The following is a 24,058-nucleotide window of genomic DNA, read 5'->3' as shown; positions in this document are numbered from 1 at the left end:
AAAACCCTCCGTTCCAATGATTGATTTATATGAAATTATACCATAATTGTTGGATATAAATCACAGTTCCACGATAATTTTCTTCCTATTAAAAGAATAAGCTGCTAAACCATTATATTGGTTTAACAGCCTATTTCCTTATTTATAGAAATTAGAAACGCCTTTGAAAATGGCATCCGCAGCGTCCTCTTGGAAGGAATTGCTCGCTAGTTTTTTCGCTTCAGTTGCATTTGTTATAAATCCGAGCTCAACTAACACACTTGGCATACGTGAATTACGGATAACTGAGAAGTTTCCTTGCTTGACTCCGCGATCTCTCGTATCTAATGCCTTAATCATTTCACGTTGAATTTCTTCTGCTAGCTTTTTGCTGTCTGAGCTAGCATGAGTAGAATTCCAAAATGTCTCTGAGCCACTTGCTGAACTAGCGCCCGCTGCATTTGCATGAATGCTAATGAATGCATCTGCATTGCGATTATTGGCAATTGCAGCACGTTGGCTTAATTCAATAAAAACGTCTGTGGAACGAGTCATAACAACTGTTGCACCTGCAGCTTCTAGCTTACGCTTTAGCTTAAGTCCAACAGAGAGAACGACATCCTTTTCCCTTACCCCATTTGCCACTGCACCTGGATCCTTTCCTCCATGCCCTGGGTCGACAACAATCACTTTACCAGCGAGTGACGTTGAGCCGCTAGATGGTCCACGAAGATAGGAAAGAGATACATAGGCTGTTTGCCCTTCAAAAGTGAAGACTGCCCAATTACCTGTTGTTGCGTAGTATTGAACAACATCTCCATTTTGAAGTCTGGCGATCGGGGCACGACTCGTATCTGGAGTAGAGCGAACATTCAGGCCTTCTGGTGCATTGTAGACAACCGCTCTTGTCGCATTAGCATCTAGTAGACCCTGATTAGGTTGATATGCTGCTAGTTTAAACTCAGGATAAAGTGCTCTAGCAAGAAAGAGAGCAAATTCTAAACGAGTAGTCCCGTTTGATGGACCAAACGTTCCGTTCGGATATCCTGCTGAGATTCGTGCTGTCGTGATCGCATTAATGGCCTGTGCACCAAATGTATTGGCTTGGACATCTCGGTACATCACATCTGGACGCGTTTGTGTGATGTTGAAAGCACGTGATAAGAATACAGCCATCTGTGAGCGGGTGACATGATTACTTGGTGAAAATGTCGTCGTCGTTGTACCTGCGACAATTCCACGTTCAGAAGCTTCTGCTATGTACCCTGATGCATAGTGGCGCGAGGGGACATCTGAGAATTTCGTTGCTCTTTGCGTACCATTTAGCTCAAGGGCTCGTCCAATTAACGTTACCGCTTCAGCTCGAGTGACACGATCATTCGGTCTAAGCGTGCCATCAGGATTCCCGATTAAGATTCCATCATTGTTAAGACGCTGGATCTCACTGCCTCCATATGCAGGCATATCCGAGAATGGGCCGCTTGCTTCAGCTACGTTTTGTCCATTTGGCAAGAAAGAGACAAAAAGCAAAGCCAAAATCATTGTTACTAACGTACTCTTGCGCATTACTACACTCCATTCTTTTAAAAATCTATGAGTCTATCAAAGCGTGCTAGATTAATTAATTTATTGTTTGTTGTTTAATTGGAATCATAAATGGGTAGAATAACTTTAATGACTCATACCTGTCTATTCGAAATGGTAACATAGATTGCCGGCAAAATGATGGTGAATTTGTCTTATTTTACATTACAATTACATTACTTTTGCACATTTCGTTCGCTTTTTTGTAATATTGTGTAGTGTGAGGTCTAATTGTAGTGTGTTATTTCGAGGGTCATCAGTCGTTTTCTTTCATTAATATAGCTATCAATTTAAGTTTTTTACATACAAAAAGGGACACTCAAATGAAAAGTTGCAGCATGATGTCAACTAACTTTTGAGTCTCCCTTTTTTATTTCATATTAATGCAGTCTCTTCGCTCCGATATAGCGATCATTCCAATATTTCGTACTCATATTGGCAATCGTCACTCCTGTGGAGCTTCCACTATGAACGAATTGGCCATTGCCAATGTAAATACCTGCATGAGAAGCACCTGGTGCATAGGTTGTAAAGAATACGAGATCCCCTATACGTGGCTCTCCAACGGAAGTTCCAACTTCCCACATGCTTGCTACCGTACGCGGAATTGAAACGTTACTTTTCGCAAATATATATTGTAGGAACCCACTGCAATCAAAGCCTGCTGTCGTCGTTCCACCCCACACATATGGTACCCCTAACTGCTCAGAGGCATCAGCCACGAGATTCATCACATTAAACGAATTTGTCGCTTCTGCTGGTGCAGGACTACCCGCAAGCTGATTTAAGAGCTGAACTGTTTTCGGACCCGCAATGCCGTCTGGTGTCAGTCCTTGCTGACGTTGAAAAGCACGCACAGCTTGTTCCGTAATCGTCCCAAAATAACCTGTCGGGTTCTGGTTAAATAAGCCAATTACTTTAAGTTGTGATTGAAGATTTGATACTGCTGGACTTTGCGAACCCACACGCAACACCGTTGACCCTGACGTCGAACCAGTTTGCGCTGGAGTGGATGGAGCCGGCGTCAACGCTGATGGCTTTGCAGGGGCTACAACTGATGCCGAGTCAAGCGCTCTCCAGGTTTGCGGCCCAACGATCCCATCTACACTAATACGCTGTTGTTGTTGAAAACGTCTAACAGCTTCGCTTGTTGTCTCATTAAATTGACCATTTACCGTGCCTTGAAAATAGCCTAGGTCACGTAGTCTTTGCTGAAGTCTTTCTACAGCTTGTCCTGTTGATCCTACACGAATAACCGTATTTGATTGTGCAGGCGTTGCACTTGACGTAGTTGGTGCAGGTGATGGCTGGACCTGTTCCATTGTAACAGCTGTCGCATTCTGCAAAGCATTCAATGTCTTCGGACCAGCAATCCCGTCTACTGTTAGCCTGTTTGCACGTTGAAAAGATCGAACTGCTTCCGTTGTAATTCGACCATAGTAGCCTGTAACCTCATGCTTAAAATAACCCGCTTCTTTAAGCTGACGCTGCAGACTCCCCACTTGACTACTGCTTGTCCCTTGTCTGAGGACCTGCTGTGTTGATAAGGAAGCGTTAGCTGTAGCACTCTTAGATGAAACCTGCGATTGTGCCAGGATTTGATCTAATGTTGCTCTCGTAGCTTGTCCATTAACAGGTAGTCCGTGTGCACGCTGAAAATCAGCTACGGCCTTTGCTGTAATAGAACCGTAATAGCCTGTCGCCGTATGATAGGTGAAATGACCTTTATCCTTTAGGGCCTCCTGCAGTTGCTTTACATCTGGATGTGACATCCCCTCTGTCAAAGGCTGATCACCAAGAGCTGCTTCCGTTATTAATGGCGCACTAAAAAAAAGACCCGTAGCGACCGTCGAGGAAAGCATCATATGTTTCATTTTCGGTGGAGCAATATTTGGGTTTCTATGTACTTGTACAGTCTGTAACCTATTTTTCCCTTCAACTGTTGAATGGTTTTGGTCCACTTCAACGTCGTACATTTACAGATCCCACCTTTCATCATCTATTGCAATTTTCTTTCATTTTACTTGTTTCATTACCAGGCTGTCTATAGGCAATTGTGACTGTCGATGTCGTTTATTGCTTTTTAGTGAGGATCGTTGCCATAACTCAAGAGACGTTAAGGAGTCTTAGTAAGCCTTCCTAATAATGAAAAAACCTACCACCAAAAGGTGATAGGCTTATATATGAGAAGCAAAATTAGTTAGTAGCTTCTTCTTCAACTTCTACATCTGCTTCAACGTCAGCGTCTGCTTCAACGTCTGCATCTGTACCTTCTTCAACATCTTGTTCGATATCTTCTTCAATTGCTGGCTCGTCGACAGCTGGCTCTTCAATTGGTGCTTCTTCAACTGCTGGATCTTCTACAGCTGGATCTACTGCTGGCTCTTCTTCTGCTCCGCCACATGCTGCTAATACTGAAAGTGATAATACAGCTGCTGCTGTTGTCATTAAAAACTTCTTTTTCATAATTATTACCCCCAAATTTAATATATGACTAACAATTCATTATTCAATTTCCCTTTTGTTAGTCTGAGTGTATCTTATCAAGTCTAGTCGTTCTTGTCTATGCCTTCCTGTCTTTTTTGGCAATCTATAACTAACTTCACAACTTATCACACTATTTTTCACAATGATGTCAAAGGATATGCTCAAAATTTCGCATTGCTGCCGATATTGACAATTTATGTCGTTCAATTACCGATTCGCTTTTAGTCAATGAATCAAGTCTATATTTTATTCTCTATAGGTTGCTACACCTTTTTTCTAGATTTACATGAAAAAAAAGCTGTTGAAATTACTTTTTCAACAGCTTGAATGGGTCTATATAGGCCCTATAAAGAACAAAAGACATAAAAATATTCGTGATTACTTCCCAATGGCAAACGTAATATCAGCCTCTGCTGCAATTTCTCCATCAACTGTGGCTACGGCATGACCTTTGCCAACTGGTCCTTTTACACGTGTAATTTCCACTTCTAGGCGAAGTTGATCACCTGGCTTCACTTGTTTTTTAAATCGGCACTTATCGATTCCTGCAAAAAAAGCCAGCTTCCCGCGATTTTCTTCCTTTTTCAAAATCGCCACGGCACCAACCTGAGCAAGCGCTTCAATAATAAGAACACCTGGCATGACGGGATATTCTGGAAAATGCCCATTAAAAAATTCTTCATTTGCACTCACGTTTTTCAAACCAACAGCTCGCTTGCCTTCCTCTACCTCTTCAATTCGATCAATTAATAAAAAAGGATAACGGTGAGGAATAATCTCTTTAATTTCTTCAATAGTTAGCATGACGCTCATCCTCTCAGAACAATTTCATGTTGATCATTATACCACAATTTGGACTGATTGGCGTTTGGCAGCGAGTGATAACTAATCTAGGCATATCCTAAACTTTTTTAAAAGGGAAAAGAATGAAAAGAAGTGGTATTGGCGATAATGAAGGAGGAAGTAAAAATTGGATCTGTTTTTAGATGTACCTTTTCCATAAAACTTAGGAAAACATAATGAGTAGATTAAAAAAAATCATCCGAGGGAATTTATTCTTTGCCCCGAATGATGTTAATAATATGATACCACGTCTCTAGGCTGAGGGCATCTGTAGGATTTCCATCACCGATCACTCCGTAGCCAAAAATTATGCCAAGCAGGAGACTCCCACCAATTAAGACGATTGACACGAGGATACGTAGCCAAATTGGAAAGATTCTTAAGCGCGGTTTTCGCACTCTGCGATCATGGCGCTTAATGTTTTCGTCGTTCTCAAGCTGTTTCTCACTTTGACTAGTATTCGCTTCCTGAGACAAGTCTTTCTCCTCAGTATGTTCTACGTCTTTTGTTTGCTTTTGCTTCTCTAATTCTTGTTCAGTCATCGTTCTCTCCTCAAATCCACTCAGCCTACGCATCATAGGTGATCGCCTGCGACTTTATTACCTGCGAATGCCGTTAATAAGCCCAGCCATTTCGTCAGCCATAGAAATCGCACGTGTATTGAATTGATAATGGCGCTGTGTTGATAGTAATTCATTCATCTCTCTGCTAAGATCAACATTTGACCCTTCAAGAGAGCCTTGCATAATGCGACCTTCATTTCCTGGTACTTCTTCAAGGACATCCCCTTCAGCAAATCCTAGTGCAGCTAAGTTGGGAATGCCGTACAGGTTATCACCGATCGATTCAAGCAACTGCGGCTTCAAAACACGAGTCAAAGCAAGTTGCCCAAGTTCTTCAACAGTACCATCATTTAACGTAGCTGTTAATATACCTTGTTCTGTTAATTGAAGCGACTCAAAATTCATCGGCACATTTATACGTTCAAATCCACCATTTAATAAGAAATCGCCATTGCTCGTCACAATTGTAAGTAAGCCAGGATTGTCTGGATCCTCACTTAAATAGAAAGCACCATCTCTCGATAAACGTTCGACCTGCTCCCCGTTTTCGATCGTCCCAATGCGAAAGAAGTGGTCCTTTTCTGTTATCGCAAAGTCTAGTTCTCTACCTGTCTGAATCAAAGATCCTTGCTCAAGACGTAGAGCCGTCTGAGCGATTCTCGCCCCTGATCCAACGCGCAAACCGTTTGGTGTTAAGCGACCTGCTTCAAAATTAGGATTCGACTGGTTGTTTACTTGCTGAAAGAGTAAATCAGAAAACGTCGTTTCACGGCGCTTATAACCAGTTGTATTCGTATTCGCTATGTTTTGAGAAATGGTATCGAGCTTGCGTTGCAGCTGCCCTGCTGTAACAGAAGCAGAAATCATCGATGTATTCATCGTTATCCCTCGTTTTCACTTAAAGTTAAAGATATGGCGCGGCTTATCACACTATGCTTCATGAATTTCATGAGGGGTAGTGTAGCATACCGCAGTAGTAATAAAAGTTACTTTGCTACGTGTGATTAGCCAATTCGTCCGATCTCATTAACTGCTTTTTCCATACTTTGATCATATGCTTGAAGGATGCGCTGATTTGCTTCAAAAGAGCGATACGCACTCATCATCTCCGTCATCGTTTGCGCAGCATCCACATTCGAACGTTCTAGGAAGCCTTGCTGCAATTGATACGTAATCGCGTCATTCCCAATAGCAGTCGGAAGCTCTCCTTCACCTTCAAAACGGAGAAGCCCACTTCCTTCTTTAACAAGCTGGAGCGGATCTTCGGCATAAGCGACATTTAATTGAGCGATGGCTGCGCCGCCTTCACCTATAATTAAACCAGCATCATTAATCTGAAACTCTTCGTTATCAACTTGTATAGGCTCACCTGCTGTATCAAGGGCATAATGGCCATCTGTCGTTATTAAGAAGCCTTGCCCATCTATTGTAAAATTTCCGTTACGTGAATAACGTAACTCTCCATTTTCATTCTGTACAGTATAAAACAGAGCACCAGGTCGACCTGATTCAGTTGGCGGCATAACACCTTGCAGCAAGGCAATGTCCGTGTTATTACCTGTCTCCATCAAATCTCCTTGACGGAAATTTGGCATGCGTTCTTGCAAATAAACACCCGTTGTCAATGTACCAATTGCAGGTGCTTGCCCTCTCGGTACACTATTTGTACCCATTGCATGGATCAGCATGTTTGGAAATGATCGCAAAGATGCTTGCTCTGCCTTGAATCCTGGTGTATTCGCATTGGCAATATTATTTGTCAACATTTCTTGACGTTGTTGCTGCGCGATCATCCCTGCTGCAGCACCATACATTCCACGAAGCATCGTAAATCCTCCTCTGCCCTCGTGACGAGGGTACTCGGCGTTACTCGCAGGACGCGAGTGGTTTTCCGAGTTTCATCTTTTTAAGATGAGGGTACTTGGTGTTGCTCACACGACGCGAGCGTTTTTAGCCGAAATTCTTTCAAGACGTGGGTGTCCTTAACCAAGTTCTTTTCCCCTCACGACGTAAGTATCATTTATTCAATTCTATAAACGAATTTTTTTACTTGACATACGGTCTAAATTTTCCAAAATAATACCTGTTCCTTTTGCTACACAGTTCATTGGCTCATCTGCTACGAGAACAGGAACCTTTAACTCCTCTGCTAAAAGCTGATCAATACCATGTAGGAGCGCTCCTCCACCTGTAAGAATGACACCGCGATCAATAATGTCCGCAGATAGCTCTGGAGGCGTCTGTTCAAGTACCTGCTTTGAGGCTTGTACAATATAGGAGACTGACTCTGTTAATGCTTCTTGAATCTCTTTTGAGTGTACCGTAATTGTACGTGGAAGTCCACTGACCATATCACGTCCGCGTATGTCAATCTCTTCATGACGTGCACCTGGAAATACAGTCGCTACTTGTACTTTAATATTTTCCGCTGTTCTCTCTCCGATAAGAAGCTTATATTTCTTCTTAATATACGTTAAGATGTCAGCGTCAAAGCGATCACCAGCTACTTTAATGGAAGAGGCGGTGACGATATCACCCATCGAAAGAACAGCAACATCTGTTGTCCCACCGCCTATGTCTACGACCATGTTACCGCTCGGTTGAAAAATGTCCATTCCAGCTCCAATTGCAGCAACTTTCGGCTCCTCTTCCAAATATACATTCTTCCCGCCACTTTTCTCAGCCGCTTCACGAATTGCCTTCTGTTCAACAGATGTAATATTCGTTGGACAACAAATCAGAATGCGCGGCTTCGTGAAAAGATTTTTGACGTTAATCTTGCCTAAGAAGTGTTTTAGCATTGATTCGGTCATTTCAAAGTTTGCGATGACCCCGTCTTTCATCGGGCGTAAAGCAACTATATTTCCTGGTGTACGTCCAACCATGCGAAACGCTTCTTCCCCTACGGCTAGCACTCGTTTTGTTGTTGTCTCAATGGCAACAACAGATGGTTCATTTAAAACAATGCCGCTGCCCTTCACATAAATAAGGACGTTTGCAGTACCTAAATCAATTCCAATATCTCGACCAAACATGATTCCTTGCCTCCCTGTTTTCCGAACATCAATCGTATTTAATATTACGATTTACCTAATTGTTAATTTTATCACAGAATGTTCGAACAGGGATGTGTTTTTCATAATTTTAGTTACGTGATTTCACAATTGGATGAATTGGCATATCTTGAGTTTTCCTATACTTCACTTTCGTCGCCTCACCACCCCTTAGGTGACGAATCGATTTATGGTATTCAAGGATTTCCTTCACCTCGTTGGCAAGATCGGGGTTAATCTCTGGCAAACGTTCTGTGAGGTCCTTGTGTACAGTACTTTTCGAGACGCCAAATTCCTTTGCAATCGTCCTCACCGTTTTTCTCGTCTCGACAATATACCTACCTATCTTGATGGTTCGCTCTTTGATGTAATCGTGCACACGACTCGCCTCCCTAATTCTGTGTTGGTGATTGGTACAGTTTATTAGGGGGAATGTGTAGATATACCATCTTATTCAAGGGACGAGCGCGACTTCTTTAGAATTGGATCGTTCGACTATTCATTTCACTGATTTCAATCAGATCAGCAAATGTACGCTTTCCTCTTTGTTCAAGTAGATACAGGAGTTCACAAAAGAGATGAGCCGTTGTTAGTGCATCGCCTAATGCTTGGTGCCTTTCATACATCCTCGTTCCAAATTGACTTGCATATTTTTCTAAATCAAACATGTGCTTCGAGGGATTGATAAATCCAATTAGATCGAGGGTATCGACGCAAATAGGCAGCTCTATTCGATGTTGATGACGTTGCGCCCCCTTCTTTAGAACCATTACATCGAAGCTGATGTAATGGCCTACCCAAATACCGCTATCACCTTGTTCATTAAAGGCTAAAAAAGCTTTGATTGCTTCAAGTGAGTTCGGTGCATCTTCAATTGTTTCCCTGGAAATACTAGTGAGCTCGGTTATCTCTGTAGGAATCTCTCTTTCTGGATTGACATACAATCGAAACGTTTCTTCTGTTACTTCTAGTTGCCTAACGTGTACGGCCGCAATCTCAATAAGCCGATCTTTTGAACCGACTGCAAAACCTGTCGTTTCTGTATCAAATACGGTAAAGGTCAAATCTTTTAGGGGCGTATTAAGTGGATATTCCTTTACGAAGTGTGGCAATAACGGCTTCTTCCAAAACATCATCCACCTCCTCGGGGTCAGATCCCCTTTCCAGCACATTTTTCGACATCTTTCGGCTATCGTTTAAAAAGCAAGCGTTTGATTTTGCAGGCTACGTATGGTCTTTAATGCCATCATCAACTCTTCTTTATCTTTTGTACGCAAATGACTAAACTGGATTTCACTTGTTGTTGCCTCATTAAGCTGATAAGCATTCCAAGCTTTTTCAACACGAATACGTAGCACAACCTCATAAGCAAAGCGAAGGTCTTCTGCTGTTTGCGCTGATAAAACATTTTTCTCTTTTAACTTTTCGATTAATTCCAGTGGCTTGCCGCCAATCATTTCATGCTGGGCTGCAAGTAACTGCAGGCAATGATGCAGAGGAAAAAGGGCATGCTTTTTAATATCGATCGCCTCTCGCTTCATCCGGAAAAGAGCACGAATCGGGTGATCCAGCATTGGTACAGGCGTCTCTTTTTCTATTTCGGCCATTCTGTACAAAAAAATTCTTGAAGTCGTCATTTGTTCCTTCACCATTTTTACGAATTGATCGTGCAGGACTTCATCACCATACAGACATCTAAATGATAAGAAATTATGGGCTAGCAGAAGGTTGTCATTGGTTGCACGCAGTCCCCAACCCCTAAGGCGATCTTGCCAACCTGTCAACGTCCCGCGCCACACGGCCTCACTCGCCATCATCAGCCCTTGGCATCGTTTGTAGCCTGCTAACTCTAAATGCGTGACAATTTCTTTTCCTAGCTTTTCAAAATAGCTTGTGACCTCCTGCTTTTTAGCTGAATCTGGATCTGCATAGACGAGAAAATGATCTTGGTCTGTCAGCATAAATTGCTCACCACGGCCCCCACTGCCCATCATGTACCATGCAAAAGCTACCGGTGGCTCTCCCTCTCCTTTTTCGCGCAGCGACTGAAGAGCAAGCACCACGGCATGACGCACAACACGATCATACAGTTTTGTCATGACATCTAATGTATGAACCGTTGGAATGCCATCAGAAATGAGATGACCGAGGACATCATACATGGCAGGCTTTAGCTCATGAAATGTCTCTGCGGTTGATTCTTCAACAGACTGAAGAATGCCCATCATTCCACGGTTTTTCTTGCGGAGTAAATCCGATAATGTCACCATCCCAATGACACGGCCTCCGTCCATTACTGGCAAATGCTTAATCCCGTTCATCAGAAAACTCGACATTGCCTCGTAATAATAGGCGTCTCGGGAAATAATATACGGATGAGGCGTCATCACATCCTTGGCAATTGTCCCTATGCCAAGACCTTTGGCAATCACTCGCTGCACTAGATCCTTTTCAGTGATAATCCCAATTAACTGATCACTATCATTTAAAACAACAACAGAGCTTGTTGATTTTTGCACCATGATCTCCGCAACGTCCTGTACATCGTCTTCTATGTCAACGACCACTATCGGTTCCATCATGACATCTTGAATCCTACGTATAAACGGTTCACTTTCTCCCCATTGATTGGCGAGCTTCACTTGTTCAGCAAAGGAAGCGTAGATGTCACGAAGCCTAACTGTTGCTTGTCTTAATACAAAATCACGTACAACTGGGTCATGCCATCTTGCTTCTATGACAGGGTATGGAATGTGAAGGCATGTTGAATCCTCGACTGCCCTTACTTCAACTGTATAACGCTCGGGATTGTCTGCTTTTTCCCCTAAAAAGTCTGCCAAGCTTGAAAAACCGATCATGTCATCCTTTTGTAGCACTTCCAGGACCTCCCGCTGGTTGCTACGTGACACAAAAACTTCTGCCACCCCTTTTAGGATAAGCAGAAGTCCCTCACGCGGTGTCTTTGAATAGAGCACCTTTTCGGCTTTTTCGTAATGCTTGAGTGCGCAGGCACCCAGTAATTCGCTGAACTCAGATTCCTCAAGTCCAACAAATAAAGGGTGCTTGCGAATAACGTTAAGTTCGTTATTTTCCAGATGCATCATCCATCCAAACCTCGCCATCACGATAGCTCATTTGTTCTGGATAACGGAGGTCAACGACTTCATCCTGTAATTTTTGAGAAGGAGCTGGCGTCATTAATGTTACAACCACTGTCACAATAAAGTTGATCGGTACACCGATAAGACCAGCACCTGTATCTTGAATACCAAGAATTGTGATTCCATTTTGAGCCATGAGAATATAAGTAAGAGTTACCCCTAACCCAACGAGCATTCCTGCAATCGCACCTTGTGCATTTGCTCGCTTCCACCAAACACCGAGAAGGAGGACAGGGAAGAATGTACCACCTGCAATCGCAAATGCCCATGCTACAATTTGCGTAATAACCCCAGGAGGATCTAAGGCAATGACCCCAGCGACAAGAGTCGAGAGGACAATGGCCCAACGACCAGCGGCAAGTCGTTTCTTATCACTCGACTGCGGATTAATAAGTCTATAATAAATATCATGTGCAAACGATGACGAAATGGTAATAAGCAAGCCACCTGCTGTAGAAAGTGCTGCTGCCATCGCACCTGCTGCGACTAAACCGATAACAAATACACCAAGGTTAGCAATCTCTGGTGTTGCCATTACGACAATATCGTTCGAAATAACAATCTCTGCCCATTGAAGAATGCCGTCACCATTCGTATCAGCTACTTGAAGGCGACCGGTGTTAACCCATGTCTCTGTCCAAGCTGGAAGCTGATCAATTGGTTGTTCTGCTACTCGTGTCATAAGAATGAAGCGAGAGAACGCTGCATAAGCTGGAGCTGATAAATATAGAAGTGCAATAAAGATAAGTGCCCATGCGCCACTCCAACGAGCAGCCTTCATTGTTGCTACCGTATAAAAACGAACGATAACATGTGGAAGCGCCGCCGTACCCACCATGAGTGTGAACATTAAGGCAATAAATTGTATTTTTTCACTTTCTGCAAATGGCGCAAAATATTCAGTGAACCCGAGCTCTCTGTCTAATGCACCAATCTCATTTATAACATTTCCATAAGTTAACCATGGAAGAGGGTTATTCGTTATTTGAAGCGACATAAACACAATCGGAATAATATAAGCAACAATTAAAATGATGTATTGCGCTACCTGTGTCCATGTAATCCCTTTCATACCACCAAGCGTTGCATAGATGGCGATAACAAAAACACCGATCATCGTGCCATACATTGCTTCAATGTTAAGAATTCGGCCAATAACAACGCCTGTACCTGACAATTGGCCAATGATATAGGTGAAACTGATGATAATTGTAGCAATGGCAGAAATTAACCGAGCCGCATTACTATCAAATCGGTCACCGATAAATTCTGGTACAGTATAACGACCATATTTTCGAAGCTGTGGAGCAAGTAAAAAAGTAAGGAATAAATAACCTCCAGTCCAGCCCATAATATAAGCTAAACCGTCGTAACCTAAAAGCATAACTGTACCAGCCATCCCAATAAAGGATGCGGCACTCATCCAGTCACCACCAATTGCCATACCATTCCAAATTGGCGGCACTCCGCGACTAGCTACATAGAAATCAGATGTTGCCTTTGCTCGATTATAGACAGAAATAGCAATATAGAGTCCAAACGTTGCTAAAATAAGTAAGACGGATACGAGTGATTGTTGATCCATTTCGTGTGACCCCCTAACATGTCGTTGAATATTCTCGCTTACAGCTGATTCCTGAAATATTTATTTATCTTCTTTTAATGATCTAATACTTTTCCTGAGCTTACTCTCGCATTTTGTTCCTCATCAACTCCGAATTTCTTATCAATTTGATCACTAATGATTGCATTAGCAAAGAGTAAAGCAACGAAGGTAATCACTGCCCCTTGTGCCCCCATGTAATAATGTGCTGGCATTCCCAAAATGGTAAAAGTAGAGAAGGCTTCTGCAAATGCGACAACCCCAAACGAGACAAGTCCTCCAATAATAAGACAGACAACAACCAACGTGTTTCTGGCACGAAAGTACGCATCAGCTATACTTTTGTCAATTTTTCTCATGAGAATTTCCTCCTTTTTCATCATTAAAGCTACTTTCTAGCTTACAAATTATTCATTCGGGGCATCGCCTCCTTTACAGAGTTCCATTTTGTGAATGTTAAGCATGACGGTGATGTGTAGACATTTGAGGTCCAATATAGTGGCAAGAGTGACATTTACTTAGAGGTATACGCTTAGATGCAATTTTTACATTGACAAAAGCAATTAGTGGAATAAAGACTAGAAAAAAATTATGCACAGTGATTGCTAGGATGATTGCGACTAGCCAAGGTAGACTACTAACTAAAAAGACGTAGCGCCATTTCGGGATTGCCCTCCATTCTTTTTCATGACATTTAGGGCATACTGCCGAGTCGGTCTGTTTTTGTATAGGTGTTTTTTGCTTCATAACCAACATCCTTTAACGTAGTGAAAAGATAAAGCGAATCGTCTCAAAAAAGCCCAGTGGAACCATGGCAACCTGAATCATCATAAAGCCAAAGATTGCAACAAATGGAACAGACAACAGTAAAGGCTTTTTCAAACGAAAAGCGAATATAATCGAAAGCACTGTAATAGCCAAGAAGACATAGATCATTTTGCTCTCTCCTTTGTAAGCGTTATCATTTTTGTTAATGAATTATTTTGTTGAATTCTTAAACCATACGTATGTAGAGTCTTATTCAAACTATGCTATAAAAAGTAAAGCAGGAGGTGCTCAGAAAAAATTTCTTCATATTAAATCGTCGTTACAGTCCACATTATTTCAAATATTCAGATACATGTCAAGAGATTGACACATTATAAAAATTCATAATAAAAAGATACAAATCACCTTGACAAAAAAGAGGACAACTAATTCGATCTTCCCATATCTTTGGACTACAATATCCAGTACCTATGTTTCATTTTGACACAATACATAGTGTTCTTTAATTAAGAAGAGATTTTATTTGCTATCCTCTTTTTCCTTTTATATTCTTAAAAAATAGTTAATTTTTACTATGCTTAATTCGAATCCACGGCCGGTCGTCCTCCCATTGCAAAGCAATCGGAACGCGAAACGTCTCTGCTAACAATGGCTCTGTTAGCGTTGCCTTCTTTTCACCTGATCCAACGATATGACCCGAATGTAATAAAAATGTATGGCTAATAGATGGAACAATTTCTTCAATATGGTGAGTGACATATATTAATGTCGGTCCTTCCGTTGACTGATTCATCCGCTCAATTGTCGCCAGTAGTTCTTCTTTTGAATAAATATCAAGGCCATTACAAGGTTCATCAAGAATCAGAAGCTTAGGATTTGCCATTAATGCACGTGCAATCATCGCTTTTCTTTTCTCCCCTTGAGAAAGAGAAGGAAAGAACTGATTAGCAACATGAGTAATCTTAAATTGTTCGAGCAGCTGCTCTCCTCTTTTAATATCTGCATTTGTTATGTCTTCGTATATACCAACTGACGCATATTTTCCACTTAACACGATTTCGAGCGCCGTATCTCGCGGACGCGTTTGAAACCGTTCATCTAAAGCTGTGCTGACCCAACCGATGGATTTCCGCAGCTCTGGAATGTTTACTTGTCCGAACCGCTTTCCAAACACAGATACTTCTCCAGCACTTGGCCAGGCATATCCTGTAATCATTTTTAAAAGCGAGGTCTTGCCAGATCCATTTAACCCGAGTAAGGCCCAGTGCTGATTCTGTTCAACTTGCCATGAAACATCGCTGAGAATCTGCTTGCCACCTTGCTTCCAAACGATATCTTTCAGTTCAATTACCTGATTTGTTTTTTGTTGACTCATTTTTACACTCCTAACCTAAACGTCATTCAAAAAGATCTTGGTGTATAACTTATTTGCGATTTTTGTCTAAAGTCCTGCTTGAATACGTATATTACAAATCCTCCTCCTTAAATGAAAGTGAATAGACTCTTCCTTTATTCGTTCCAGAGTAAGTTATGTTTAATGATCGAAGCAATCTAGTTGTCGCTGCGGCATTATTCATGAGAAGGAACTTTCTTGTCTCTCCGTTCGTAATCGTTGGTTTAACGAGAAGTAAATAGTCTTTTAAAGCTGGAATATGAGCAGTTTTGTCTTTGATGTGACATGCGGAGCAAAACCATGTACCTTGAGTTCGAATCATAGGAAGATGGTTACATTTTGTGCAATAGACACCTTTTTGCAGTTGTTCTTGCATGATTTGATATTGCTTTAAGATAGGAGGGTTATACGAGGTATCATGTTTTTTTAGATGGCGTATCACTTTTTTCATTTCGTTAATAGAAAGAGCTTCATTATTATAGAGGCTTTCCAGCTGTTCCACTTTTAAAGGGAGGAAATCACGACGAATGACCTTTTTCGATAAATAGCGATTTTCGGAGGAGGTACGAATCACTGTCTTCGGATTACTGATCACAATTAACGAACATACGGGAATATTAGCTACTTTTTGCTTTACTAACCACTTTTCTAATTGCGACTGCTGACGCTGGATCTGGAGGAGGGGATCTGGAAAGGATTCTTCATAACCATTATGAGTTCGAATTAATTGATGAAATTGTTGGTCAAAAAAGATCGTTCCAGAAATATTTTTAATTTCGAGAATGAGAAAAAAGAATGGAGACAATATGAGCGTATCGATTTGAAAGTAATGTTGATTCAGTTGAAGCCTGAGGTCGTGAAAAATGAAGTACTGTTTCTCTGCAAGAAAGCTAAGTGGATAGTCCATTGATTGCTCCCCTTTGTAACCAGCAATGCTTTTTGCTAATTGCTCTTTGATAAGGGGGTATTTGAGGTGTTTTGGAGGCGTTCTCCGCAGTAATGCTTGTAGCTTTTGAAGATGGAGTGGTTTTTTTCGGGGTTTGACGATCAAATAATCACTTCCTATTATCGTTATGTCGCTTTTATTTCGAGATAAAGGGCTTAGATTCCTGCTAAGAGGGCATTTTTTCGTGTAGGCTCGGATTTATCATCCAAGTTCGAGGTTTTATCGACGTTTTTTTAAATATATCGACGTTTCCGAGCATTTTATCGACGTTTTTTCGAATATATCGACGTTTCGACACAACGCGACAAAAAGCCTAACCCATAAATGGAGCTAGACTTTGTAGACTGCTATTAGCTTTGTTCAGTTGCGCCTTCTTCAGGAGCGTCTTCCTTTGGCGCTTGTTCTTTTTCAGGAGCAGCTTCTTGGTCATCTTTAGGAGCCTGCTCTTCGTCAGTTGCTCCTTCTTGGCCTTCTTCTGGAGCCTGCTCTTCATCAGTTGCTCCTTCTTGGCCTTCTTCTCCTTCAGCTGGCTTCTCTTCCTCTTTTTTACCTGCGAGATCCTTTATGGAATCAATCGGCTGCTCTAAGACATCATTTGGATTCACAGGCACGCCATTTTGACGAACTTCAAAGTGAATATGAACACCCGCTTCTTCGTTATAGATGTTACGTCCTGCTTGCCCTAACACATCGCCTTGCTTTACAGTTGCGCCTTCTTCGACTTCAATTGATGCTAGGCTGTGGTAGTGTGTAACAACGCCGTTATCGTGATTAATTTCAACGACATAGCCAAGTAACGCATCTTTTTCTGCCTTTTCAATAGTACCACTAAGAGCAGCGGTTGCATTAAAGCTTTCTCCCTCTACCTGCGCTAAATCAATCCCTTTGTTCGGGTAGTACGTATTATTGTAGTAGACAAGAGCTTCTTGCTGTTCTTCGGCAGATGCATTCACATCATAAAAATGACCGATAATGCTAACATCACTTTCTTCTTCAACAGGCATTTTAACGACTTCTTGTGACGTAGTAACCTCAACTGCGTTCTCACCATACGGATCCATCGCTGTTCCGTGCTCAGACTCTGTGACTTCTACACCATCTTTTGGTGCCGACAACTCATCTTGTCCTTGCATCAAAAATACTGAACTTAAAATTCCAGCTGCCGCTATTAAGTATAGAGCAGGTAATAACCAGCGCTTACGTAATAGACGTTTCATTTTTAATGGACTTTCTTCAGATTTAGAAGAACGTTTATTTTCTTCTTCTCTCATTTCTCATCACCTCTGCAACCATTCTGATCAGAATAGCCAAAATGTATACATGAGGTGGAAATTTTTTTTAATTAGTTTTCGACAAAGACGGGTTTTTATGCATAAGAGAAGAAAAAAGTTCATGTAGGATGAGTTTCTCTTAAGATATTCTACCGAAATGGGTCGTTATTTAACGGTCAACTTATTTTAAAGCCTAGGTTTGTGATAATTCGGTCTAATGCAATGGTTTTTCGGTCTAACGCAGTGGTTTTTCGGTCTAACGCGGCAGTTTTTCGGTCTAACGCGGCTACTTATCGGCCAAACGACAGAATCCGCTAAACTTCGCCCTATCAAAAAGAAAACGCATGGCATCCCATGCGTTCTCTTCTTTATATCCTTACTCGTTTCTCGCGGTTAACTCTGCAACATATGGATCAAGGGCTTGAATGTCGATGCCGCGGTAATAATGACGGACAATCTCTTGATAGTTCTTTCCTTCTTTCGCCATACCATCTGCACCATATTGGCTCATTCCTACACCATGCCCCCATCCTCTTGTCTGGATCATCACTTGGTCTCCTTGACGCTGCCATTGGAAATCCGATGAATCGAGCTCTAGCTTATCTCGGACTTCACGACCGCTTAATTCCTTCCCATTTATATTCACTTTTGCTACCCGTCCGCCGTCCGTTCTCTTAGCAATGGTCCCAACTGAGCTGTTATCCGCTACTGTGACCCCTAACTTTTGCTCAAATTCAGTAATCGGCACCGCTTTTTCAGAAGTAAATCTTGGTGATGATTGATCCCAAGGGCTCGCAACACTTCTTAAGTAGGGAATTTCATTTTGCCAATAATCTTCTGAGTTCTCGGTATAGCCATTACTAGTCGAAAAAAATGATGCAGTAATCGGCTCACCTTCAAACGTTAAAACCTTCCCTTGAGTTGAGAGAACCGCTTCTTCAATTCGAGCCATCTTCCTCTCGTAATCAGCGCCCCATAGAGCTTTTAATTCGTCTTCATTGTGGTAAACCTGGTGCATAACAGAATCCGTTACCATTGCATCATCTGGCAGTTGAATGTCACCAGGGTGAAGCATCTGCTTGATTATGTAGGTTCTTGCTGTTAGAGATTGGGCTTTTAGTGCTTCCATTTCAAATTCGGCAGGCATCTCAGAAGCAACGACCCCTATTACATATCTTTCAAGAGGGACATGTTCAATTTGCTCTGTTTTACTACGAAACACACTGACAGTCACATCTTTTTCTGGATTGTAAGGCTTGTTTACTTGCTTTTCTTCGACATGCGGTGTGGTAGCTTGCATGGGCACTATGTCCTCACTCGGACCTGAAACAACGTGCACGAGCACTGTAGGTACGATAAGAACGATCGTACAAAGGAGAATTACTGCCATAATAAGTCGTTTCATGTCAAAGCCTCCATCAAATCATAGTCTTAACCATTGTATGAAGGCTTGGCGGACATTAGAACGTTTTCCAACTAGATGACTAAACCATACTTATCCATCGCCATGTTATCATGTCAAAAGCCCAAATGGCAGTTACACTTGGGACTTACATTTTTAACTACGTCGATACATCTTTATGATAAAAATGTAAAAAAGAAAAAAGCCCTATTTGGACTTTTTCTTAACAAATAATTATGATTAAACCAAATTAGAATCCAAACTAAGTGGAGCAGCAGATTTGATGTCTTCGATGTCTGTTTCAACTGTTTCCTTCACGCGTTCTACATCTGCACCAAGGGCTTGTAATTTACCCGCTAAGTCCACATACCCACGATCAATATGCTTTAATTCTGTCACGCGTGTGATCCCATCAGCAACGAGTCCTGCAATAATTAATGCAGCACCTGCTCTTAGATCTGTCGCAGCGACTTCAGCACCTTGAAGTGCATTTGGCCCTGTTATAATAGCTGAGCGTCCTTCTATCTTAATATTAGAGTTCATTCGACGGAATTCTTCGACATGCATAAAACGGTTTTCAAAAACCGTCTCCGTAATGACGCTCGTTCCTTCTGCTTGTAAAAGTAACGCCATCATCTGCGCTTGCATATCTGTAGGGAAACCTGGATGAGGCATCGTCTTGATATCAACTGGCTTTAACTTTTTCGGACCAATGACTCGAAGACCATTCTCCACTTCGGTAATGGTTACTCCCATTTCTTCCATTTTTGCAATAAGCGGGCGAAGATGCTCTGCTACCGCTCCTTCTACAACAACATCACCTTGTGTGATAGCAGCTGCAACCATGAAAGTACCTGCTTCAATACGATCTGGGATGACAGAGTGCTCTGAACCAATTAATTCTTCGACACCTTCGATACGGATAATACCTGTACCAGCACCGCGTACTTTTGCTCCCATTGCATTTAAATAGTTAGCTAAGCAAACAATCTCTGGCTCTTCAGCAGCATTTTCAATTACCGTTGTGCCATTTGCCATCGTGGCTGCCATCATAATATTTTGTGTGGCACCTACACTTGGGAAATCAAGATAAATCTTCGCACCTTGAAGTCTGTCTTTGATGCTGGCTTCAATAAACCCATTTCCGATCTCAACAGTTGCTCCCATCGCCTCAAAGCCCTTTAAGTGTTGATCAATAGGACGTGATCCGATCGCGCATCCACCTGGCAAGGCTATACGAGCTTTTCCAATTCTAGCAAGAAGTGGCCCCATGACAAGGAAAGATGCTCTCATTTTTCGAACATATTCAAATGGCGCTTCTGTCTTTAGTACACCTTCAGCGTTCACTTTAAATGTCCCGTCTTCATAATCAACCTTAATATTTAAATTACGTAAAACTTCTTTCATCGTGTATACATCTGCCAATGATGGCACATCATATATATGGCTCGTGCCACGGCTAGCTAAGATTGAAGCAGCAATAACAGGTAACACAGCATTTTTTGCACCTTCTACCTTAACATTGCCGCGTAGCTGATTGCCGCCCCGGACAATAATTTTCTCCAACGTATTCCCCTCCGCGTCTAAATTATAGTCTCTTCTCTATCATCAATATTCAGTCGTAATAATAGGCGTTCCTATTGTCACTGTTGTCCGACCGCCCATTCGTTCCTCTTGTCTTAAGGCCACTTGGACGTTCATCTTGTTTTCTTTTGTTTTTAGTACTGGTGACCAAGCAGGGTTATACGCTGAAACCGACACAAATGTCTCTTCATCAAGCGCTTCAACTGTCTTTGCACCAAGTGCTTTTATCCATTTTTCGGCGTATTCTATGTTGGATATTTGTTTTGTAACCACAGGTTGATGAGCAGCTTTAATCTGAACATAAACATCTGCGTTATTCAATCCTAAAAGCTGGGCACGTTCTTCCAACATATCGTACATTTTGTTAAATTCAAGCTCCGAAGTCATTAATCCAATAACCTCATACGTAATAAGGTACGTATAATCATCTTGACTCGGACTTAAATAAGCAAAAAGTTGTACAGATTCGGTTGTTTCGTGTGATAAGTTATCGTATGTAAATTGCACCACCCATTCGTTTCCCTTAAGAGAAACATCTGTCTTTTTCCAATCATGTAACTGTTTTGTCCATGAATCGACTAGTTGGGCAAACTCTTCTTTATTACGAATCGTATCTTTTCGTTCGTCCCTCATGCGTACTTGCCATTCATGTATAGCTAAATTTTCCTTCTCAGCTAATTGATACATATCTGTTAAAGATTGTTGGTAAGACTGGATATTGATTGCGTTGCTCTGTACATGCATATACCCTAACATCGATAAAACAAAACCTAATACAACAAATTTCCATGCAGCCATTTTTTCTCCTCCCCGAGAAAACCTACTTATTAACATTTTGACCCTAGGGAGGTTATACATACATGGAAGTTGTAGTCATCACTCGACAAGATTTATTCCCACATATATCTGAGCATCAGTGAAGAGTTTAAATAGTCGAGAAAAAATTGACTAACCAAATGAGCAATGGCAATTGTCACAAAAATCATCAAAACTTTTGCCTTTGGACCCTCTGGTTCTCTTACAAATAGATCAAATCGAAAAGATTGTAATGCCCACCACGTAATGGCTAGGAAAAAGACATTCACGACAATATGTATTGCGGCTTGTTGACCAAATCCCTCAAACACAGTCATTACCCCTTTTCATTGATAAGATCTTAAAATGGAATGCTAAATTATTTTTGTAATACTTATTAGATATAAAGCAATCCATTCTCCATAGTAACGGATTCTTTTAAAAAAATCTACAGCTAAATGGCAGAATTCTTCTAGTTGTTCGGACCTATTTTTTCAAAAAAAGACTCAATCCGACACTAAAAATGCAAAAAAATAAGGCGCAATATGCGCCTTATTTCCCTGTTACATCTAAACGATTGATCGCTCTTTTTAGAGCAAGTTCAGCTCGCTTTTGATCAATTCCATCTTTTTGTACTGCATTAAGACGTTGCTCTGCACGTTCTTTTGCTTGACGTGCACGATCAACATCAATCGCTGAAGGCAACTCAGCTGCCTCTGCCAAAATCGTCACCTGATCAGGACGAACTTCTACAAATCCGCCACTCACAGCTACCTTTTCCACAGTGGAGCCTTTTTTTAAGCGCACTGCTCCTACTGTTAATGGAGCAACTAACGGTATATGTCGTGGTAAAATACCTAGTTCGCCCTCTACGGTACGAACACTCACCATATCAACATCTCCGTCATACACCTTGCCATCAGGAGTAACAACATTTACATGAATCGTCGGCATGTGAAAACCCTCCCTAATAGCAATCCCGGGTTTTGAAAATAAGGACTTTTCTCTTTAAACTTATCACAGAACTTTTCCTCTATGATTTATAAAGATTTAAGCCATTTGCTTTGCTTTTTCAACTACTTCTTCAATACGACCAACAAGACGGAATGCATCTTCTGGAAGGTCATCGTGTGTTCCCGCTAAAATTTCCTTGAAGCCTTTAAGCGTTTCTTTAACTGGTACATAAGAACCAGGTTGACCAGTAAACTGCTCAGCTACGTGGAAGTTTTGAGATAAGAAGAACTGAATACGTCTTGCACGGTGTACGATAAGCTTATCTTCTTCAGATAATTCATCCATACCAAGGATTGCAATAATATCCTGAAGTTCTTTATACTTCTGAAGTGTTTGCTGAACTTGACGTGCAATGCTGTAATGCTCTTCTCCAACAATTTCAGGAGAAAGGGCACGTGAAGTTGAAGCAAGTGGATCTACCGCAGGGTAAATACCCATTTCAGATAATTTACGCTCAAGGTTTGTCGTTGCATCTAAGTGAGCAAACGTCGTCGCTGGAGCTGGATCAGTATAGTCATCGGCTGGTACATAGATCGCTTGGATCGATGTAACAGAACCAACCTTTGTCGATGTGATACGCTCTTGTAATTGACCCATTTCCGTTGCTAGTGTTGGTTGATAACCAACGGCAGATGGCATACGACCAAGTAGGGCAGATACCTCTGAACCAGCTTGTGTAAAGCGGAAAATGTTATCAATGAACAAAAGAACGTCTTGTCCATCACGATCACGGAAATGTTCAGCCATTGTCAAACCAGATAGGGCAACACGCATACGTGCTCCAGGTGGCTCGTTCATTTGACCAAATACCATTGCCGTCTTCTTAATAACGCCAGAATCCGTCATTTCATGGAAAAGGTCATTTCCTTCACGTGTACGCTCACCAACACCAGCGAATACTGAGATACCGCCGTGCTCTTGAGCAATGTTATTAATAAGCTCTTGAATAAGAACTGTTTTACCTACACCAGCTCCTCCAAAGAGACCGATCTTACCACCTTTGATATAAGGAGCAAGCAAGTCAACAACTTTAATACCCGTTTCTAGAATTTCAGTTGTTGTAGAAAGCTCTTCGAATTTTGGTGCTTCACGGTGAATTGGATCACGCTTAGCATCAGCTGGAATTGGGTCATTTAAATCGATTGCCTCACCAAGTACGTTAAATACACGTCCTAAAGTGACTTCACCAACAGGTACGGAAATTGGTGCTCCTGTATCAACAGCTGCTGTACCACGTACAAGACCGTCTGTTGAGTCCATTGCTACCGTACGAACTGAGTTGTCACCAAGGTGCAAGGCAACTTCAAGTGTAACGTTAACATCAACTGCATTTTTCTCCGATCCTACTTGTCGAACGACTAATGCGTTGTTGATTTCAGGTAACTGGCCGTTATCGAATTTTACGTCAACAACTGGACCCATTACTTGAGTAATACGACCTGTGTTATTCATTATATCCCTCCTATTGGCTATTCGCCGTATTCTGAGGATGTTTTAGCATCCATTCTTTGTTGATGTATTGGAGGAAAACCTTTTAGTGTTTCAAGGTAAAAGGGCCCCTCCTATTGGCTATTCGCCGTATTTTGAGGATGTTTTAGCATCCATTCTTTGT

Annotated in this window: 23 protein-coding genes; all 23 read right to left on the bottom strand. The window is 41.6% G+C overall.

Annotation, left to right across the window (positions count from 1 at the left end):
- Positions 1-138: 138 nt before the first annotated feature.
- The 23 genes from IQ10_RS01155 to atpD all read right to left on the bottom strand — a co-directional run bounded on the left by IQ10_RS01155 (position 139) and on the right by atpD (position 23,898).
- Entirely contained in the window at positions 139-1,545 is a 1,407-nt protein-coding gene (locus IQ10_RS01155) for an N-acetylmuramoyl-L-alanine amidase (RefSeq protein WP_144448645.1), read from the bottom strand.
- Positions 1,546-1,943: 398 nt separating this feature from the next.
- Positions 1,944-3,539 (bottom strand): C40 family peptidase, encoded by a 1,596-nt coding sequence (locus IQ10_RS01150; protein ID WP_242009656.1) that lies wholly within the window; start codon positions 3,537-3,539, stop codon positions 1,944-1,946.
- A 220-nt stretch (positions 3,540-3,759) separates the two neighbouring features.
- Positions 3,760-4,029, bottom strand: a complete 270-nt coding sequence (locus IQ10_RS01145; RefSeq protein WP_144448644.1) for a DNA primase — start codon at positions 4,027-4,029, stop codon at positions 3,760-3,762.
- A 399-nt stretch (positions 4,030-4,428) separates the two neighbouring features.
- Entirely contained in the window at positions 4,429-4,854 is a 426-nt protein-coding gene (gene fabZ / locus IQ10_RS01140; protein WP_144448643.1) for a 3-hydroxyacyl-ACP dehydratase FabZ, read from the bottom strand.
- Positions 4,855-5,102: 248 nt separating this feature from the next.
- Positions 5,103-5,435 carry a DNA-directed RNA polymerase subunit beta gene (locus IQ10_RS01135; RefSeq protein WP_144448642.1) on the bottom strand — a complete coding sequence of 111 codons (333 nt, stop codon included), beginning with the start codon at positions 5,433-5,435 and terminating at the stop codon, positions 5,103-5,105.
- Positions 5,436-5,492: 57 nt separating this feature from the next.
- The gene (locus tag IQ10_RS01130; RefSeq protein WP_144448641.1) at positions 5,493-6,335 is read right to left on the bottom strand and encodes a flagellar hook-basal body protein; all 843 of its coding nucleotides are present in this window, start codon (positions 6,333-6,335) and stop codon (positions 5,493-5,495) included.
- Between the two features lie 125 nt (positions 6,336-6,460).
- Positions 6,461-7,282, bottom strand: a complete 822-nt coding sequence (locus IQ10_RS01125; protein WP_144448640.1) for a flagellar hook-basal body protein — start codon at positions 7,280-7,282, stop codon at positions 6,461-6,463.
- A gap of 204 nt (positions 7,283-7,486) precedes the next feature.
- Positions 7,487-8,491: a rod shape-determining protein gene (locus tag IQ10_RS01120; RefSeq protein WP_144448639.1), complete on the bottom strand. Its 1,005-nt coding sequence runs from the start codon at positions 8,489-8,491 to the stop codon at positions 7,487-7,489.
- 109 nt (positions 8,492-8,600) lie between these two features.
- Positions 8,601-8,888 carry a sporulation transcriptional regulator SpoIIID gene (gene spoIIID / locus IQ10_RS01115; RefSeq protein ID WP_144448638.1) on the bottom strand — a complete coding sequence of 96 codons (288 nt, stop codon included), beginning with the start codon at positions 8,886-8,888 and terminating at the stop codon, positions 8,601-8,603.
- Between the two features lie 97 nt (positions 8,889-8,985).
- Positions 8,986-9,642 (bottom strand): 3'-5' exonuclease, encoded by a 657-nt coding sequence (locus IQ10_RS01110; protein ID WP_367613644.1) that lies wholly within the window; start codon positions 9,640-9,642, stop codon positions 8,986-8,988.
- A 63-nt stretch (positions 9,643-9,705) separates the two neighbouring features.
- Positions 9,706-11,631 carry a DUF294 nucleotidyltransferase-like domain-containing protein gene (locus IQ10_RS01105; RefSeq protein ID WP_242009655.1) on the bottom strand — a complete coding sequence of 642 codons (1,926 nt, stop codon included), beginning with the start codon at positions 11,629-11,631 and terminating at the stop codon, positions 9,706-9,708.
- Positions 11,594-13,255 (bottom strand): sodium:solute symporter family protein, encoded by a 1,662-nt coding sequence (locus IQ10_RS01100; RefSeq protein ID WP_144448636.1) that lies wholly within the window; start codon positions 13,253-13,255, stop codon positions 11,594-11,596. The genes IQ10_RS01105 and IQ10_RS01100 overlap by 38 nt, the downstream gene beginning before the upstream one ends.
- A gap of 74 nt (positions 13,256-13,329) precedes the next feature.
- Positions 13,330-13,632, bottom strand: coding sequence for a DUF4212 domain-containing protein (locus IQ10_RS01095; protein ID WP_144448635.1), 303 nt, complete (start codon positions 13,630-13,632; stop codon positions 13,330-13,332).
- A 400-nt stretch (positions 13,633-14,032) separates the two neighbouring features.
- Positions 14,033-14,209: a hypothetical protein gene (locus IQ10_RS18110; RefSeq protein ID WP_199757364.1), complete on the bottom strand. Its 177-nt coding sequence runs from the start codon at positions 14,207-14,209 to the stop codon at positions 14,033-14,035.
- A 394-nt stretch (positions 14,210-14,603) separates the two neighbouring features.
- Complete coding sequence (locus IQ10_RS01090; protein WP_144448634.1) at positions 14,604-15,416, bottom strand: ABC transporter ATP-binding protein; 813 nt, start codon at positions 15,414-15,416, stop codon at positions 14,604-14,606.
- Positions 15,417-15,507: 91 nt separating this feature from the next.
- Positions 15,508-16,485: a nuclease-related domain-containing protein gene (locus tag IQ10_RS01085; RefSeq protein ID WP_144448633.1), complete on the bottom strand. Its 978-nt coding sequence runs from the start codon at positions 16,483-16,485 to the stop codon at positions 15,508-15,510.
- Positions 16,486-16,730: 245 nt separating this feature from the next.
- Positions 16,731-17,651, bottom strand: a complete 921-nt coding sequence (gene spoIIQ, locus IQ10_RS01080) for a stage II sporulation protein SpoIIQ (RefSeq protein WP_144448632.1) — start codon at positions 17,649-17,651, stop codon at positions 16,731-16,733.
- Between the two features lie 376 nt (positions 17,652-18,027).
- On the bottom strand, positions 18,028-19,056 hold the full coding sequence (spoIID, locus tag IQ10_RS01075) for a stage II sporulation protein D (RefSeq protein ID WP_144448631.1): 1,029 nt from the start codon (positions 19,054-19,056) through the stop codon (positions 18,028-18,030).
- Between the two features lie 237 nt (positions 19,057-19,293).
- A complete protein-coding gene (gene murA, locus IQ10_RS01070) occupies positions 19,294-20,619 on the bottom strand; it encodes a UDP-N-acetylglucosamine 1-carboxyvinyltransferase (protein WP_144448630.1) in 1,326 nt (441 codons plus the stop codon).
- 42 nt (positions 20,620-20,661) lie between these two features.
- A complete protein-coding gene (locus tag IQ10_RS01065) occupies positions 20,662-21,435 on the bottom strand; it encodes a YwmB family TATA-box binding protein (RefSeq protein WP_158639948.1) in 774 nt (257 codons plus the stop codon).
- A gap of 92 nt (positions 21,436-21,527) precedes the next feature.
- On the bottom strand, positions 21,528-21,764 hold the full coding sequence (locus IQ10_RS01060; protein ID WP_144448628.1) for a DUF1146 family protein: 237 nt from the start codon (positions 21,762-21,764) through the stop codon (positions 21,528-21,530).
- A 220-nt stretch (positions 21,765-21,984) separates the two neighbouring features.
- Positions 21,985-22,386 carry a F0F1 ATP synthase subunit epsilon gene (locus IQ10_RS01055; protein WP_144448627.1) on the bottom strand — a complete coding sequence of 134 codons (402 nt, stop codon included), beginning with the start codon at positions 22,384-22,386 and terminating at the stop codon, positions 21,985-21,987.
- Positions 22,387-22,482: 96 nt separating this feature from the next.
- Positions 22,483-23,898 carry a F0F1 ATP synthase subunit beta gene (atpD, locus tag IQ10_RS01050; protein ID WP_144448626.1) on the bottom strand — a complete coding sequence of 472 codons (1,416 nt, stop codon included), beginning with the start codon at positions 23,896-23,898 and terminating at the stop codon, positions 22,483-22,485.
- Between the last annotated feature and the right edge of the window lie 160 nt (positions 23,899-24,058).

Origin of the sequence: Halalkalibacter nanhaiisediminis (assembly GCF_007830185.1) — a bacterium.
Classification (GTDB): Bacteria; Bacillota; Bacilli; order Bacillales; family Bacillaceae_D; genus Halalkalibacter; species Halalkalibacter nanhaiisediminis.
This window is presented reverse-complemented; position numbering and strand designations above follow the sequence as displayed.

Excerpts from the sequence above, each read along its gene's own strand:
- IQ10_RS01055 (WP_144448627.1), bottom strand. The coding sequence starts at position 22,386 with ATGCCGACGATTCATGTAAATGTTGTTACTCCTGATGGCAAGGTGTAT.
- IQ10_RS18110 (WP_199757364.1), bottom strand. The coding sequence starts at position 14,209 with ATGATCTATGTCTTCTTGGCTATTACAGTGCTTTCGATTATATTCGCT.
- IQ10_RS01145 (WP_144448644.1), bottom strand. The coding sequence starts at position 4,029 with ATGAAAAAGAAGTTTTTAATGACAACAGCAGCAGCTGTATTATCACTT.
- IQ10_RS01095 (WP_144448635.1), bottom strand. The coding sequence starts at position 13,632 with ATGAGAAAAATTGACAAAAGTATAGCTGATGCGTACTTTCGTGCCAGA.
- IQ10_RS01100 (WP_144448636.1), bottom strand. The coding sequence starts at position 13,255 with ATGGATCAACAATCACTCGTATCCGTCTTACTTATTTTAGCAACGTTT.
- IQ10_RS01155 (WP_144448645.1), bottom strand. The coding sequence starts at position 1,545 with ATGCGCAAGAGTACGTTAGTAACAATGATTTTGGCTTTGCTTTTTGTC.
- spoIIQ (WP_144448632.1), bottom strand. The coding sequence starts at position 17,651 with ATGAGAGAAGAAGAAAATAAACGTTCTTCTAAATCTGAAGAAAGTCCA.
- IQ10_RS01120 (WP_144448639.1), bottom strand. The coding sequence starts at position 8,491 with ATGTTTGGTCGAGATATTGGAATTGATTTAGGTACTGCAAACGTCCTT.
- IQ10_RS01105 (WP_242009655.1), bottom strand. The coding sequence starts at position 11,631 with ATGGCGAGGTTTGGATGGATGATGCATCTGGAAAATAACGAACTTAAC.
- atpD (WP_144448626.1), bottom strand. The coding sequence starts at position 23,898 with ATGAATAACACAGGTCGTATTACTCAAGTAATGGGTCCAGTTGTTGAC.
- IQ10_RS01065 (WP_158639948.1), bottom strand. The coding sequence starts at position 21,435 with ATGGCTGCATGGAAATTTGTTGTATTAGGTTTTGTTTTATCGATGTTA.
- IQ10_RS01135 (WP_144448642.1), bottom strand. The coding sequence starts at position 5,435 with ATGACTGAACAAGAATTAGAGAAGCAAAAGCAAACAAAAGACGTAGAA.
- fabZ (WP_144448643.1), bottom strand. The coding sequence starts at position 4,854 with ATGCTAACTATTGAAGAAATTAAAGAGATTATTCCTCACCGTTATCCT.
- IQ10_RS01090 (WP_144448634.1), bottom strand. The coding sequence starts at position 15,416 with ATGAGTCAACAAAAAACAAATCAGGTAATTGAACTGAAAGATATCGTT.
- IQ10_RS01125 (WP_144448640.1), bottom strand. The coding sequence starts at position 7,282 with ATGCTTCGTGGAATGTATGGTGCTGCAGCAGGGATGATCGCGCAGCAA.
- spoIID (WP_144448631.1), bottom strand. The coding sequence starts at position 19,056 with ATGAAACGACTTATTATGGCAGTAATTCTCCTTTGTACGATCGTTCTT.
- IQ10_RS01150 (WP_242009656.1), bottom strand. The coding sequence starts at position 3,539 with ATGTACGACGTTGAAGTGGACCAAAACCATTCAACAGTTGAAGGGAAA.
- IQ10_RS01110 (WP_367613644.1), bottom strand. The coding sequence starts at position 9,642 with ATGTTTTGGAAGAAGCCGTTATTGCCACACTTCGTAAAGGAATATCCA.
- IQ10_RS01130 (WP_144448641.1), bottom strand. The coding sequence starts at position 6,335 with ATGAATACATCGATGATTTCTGCTTCTGTTACAGCAGGGCAGCTGCAA.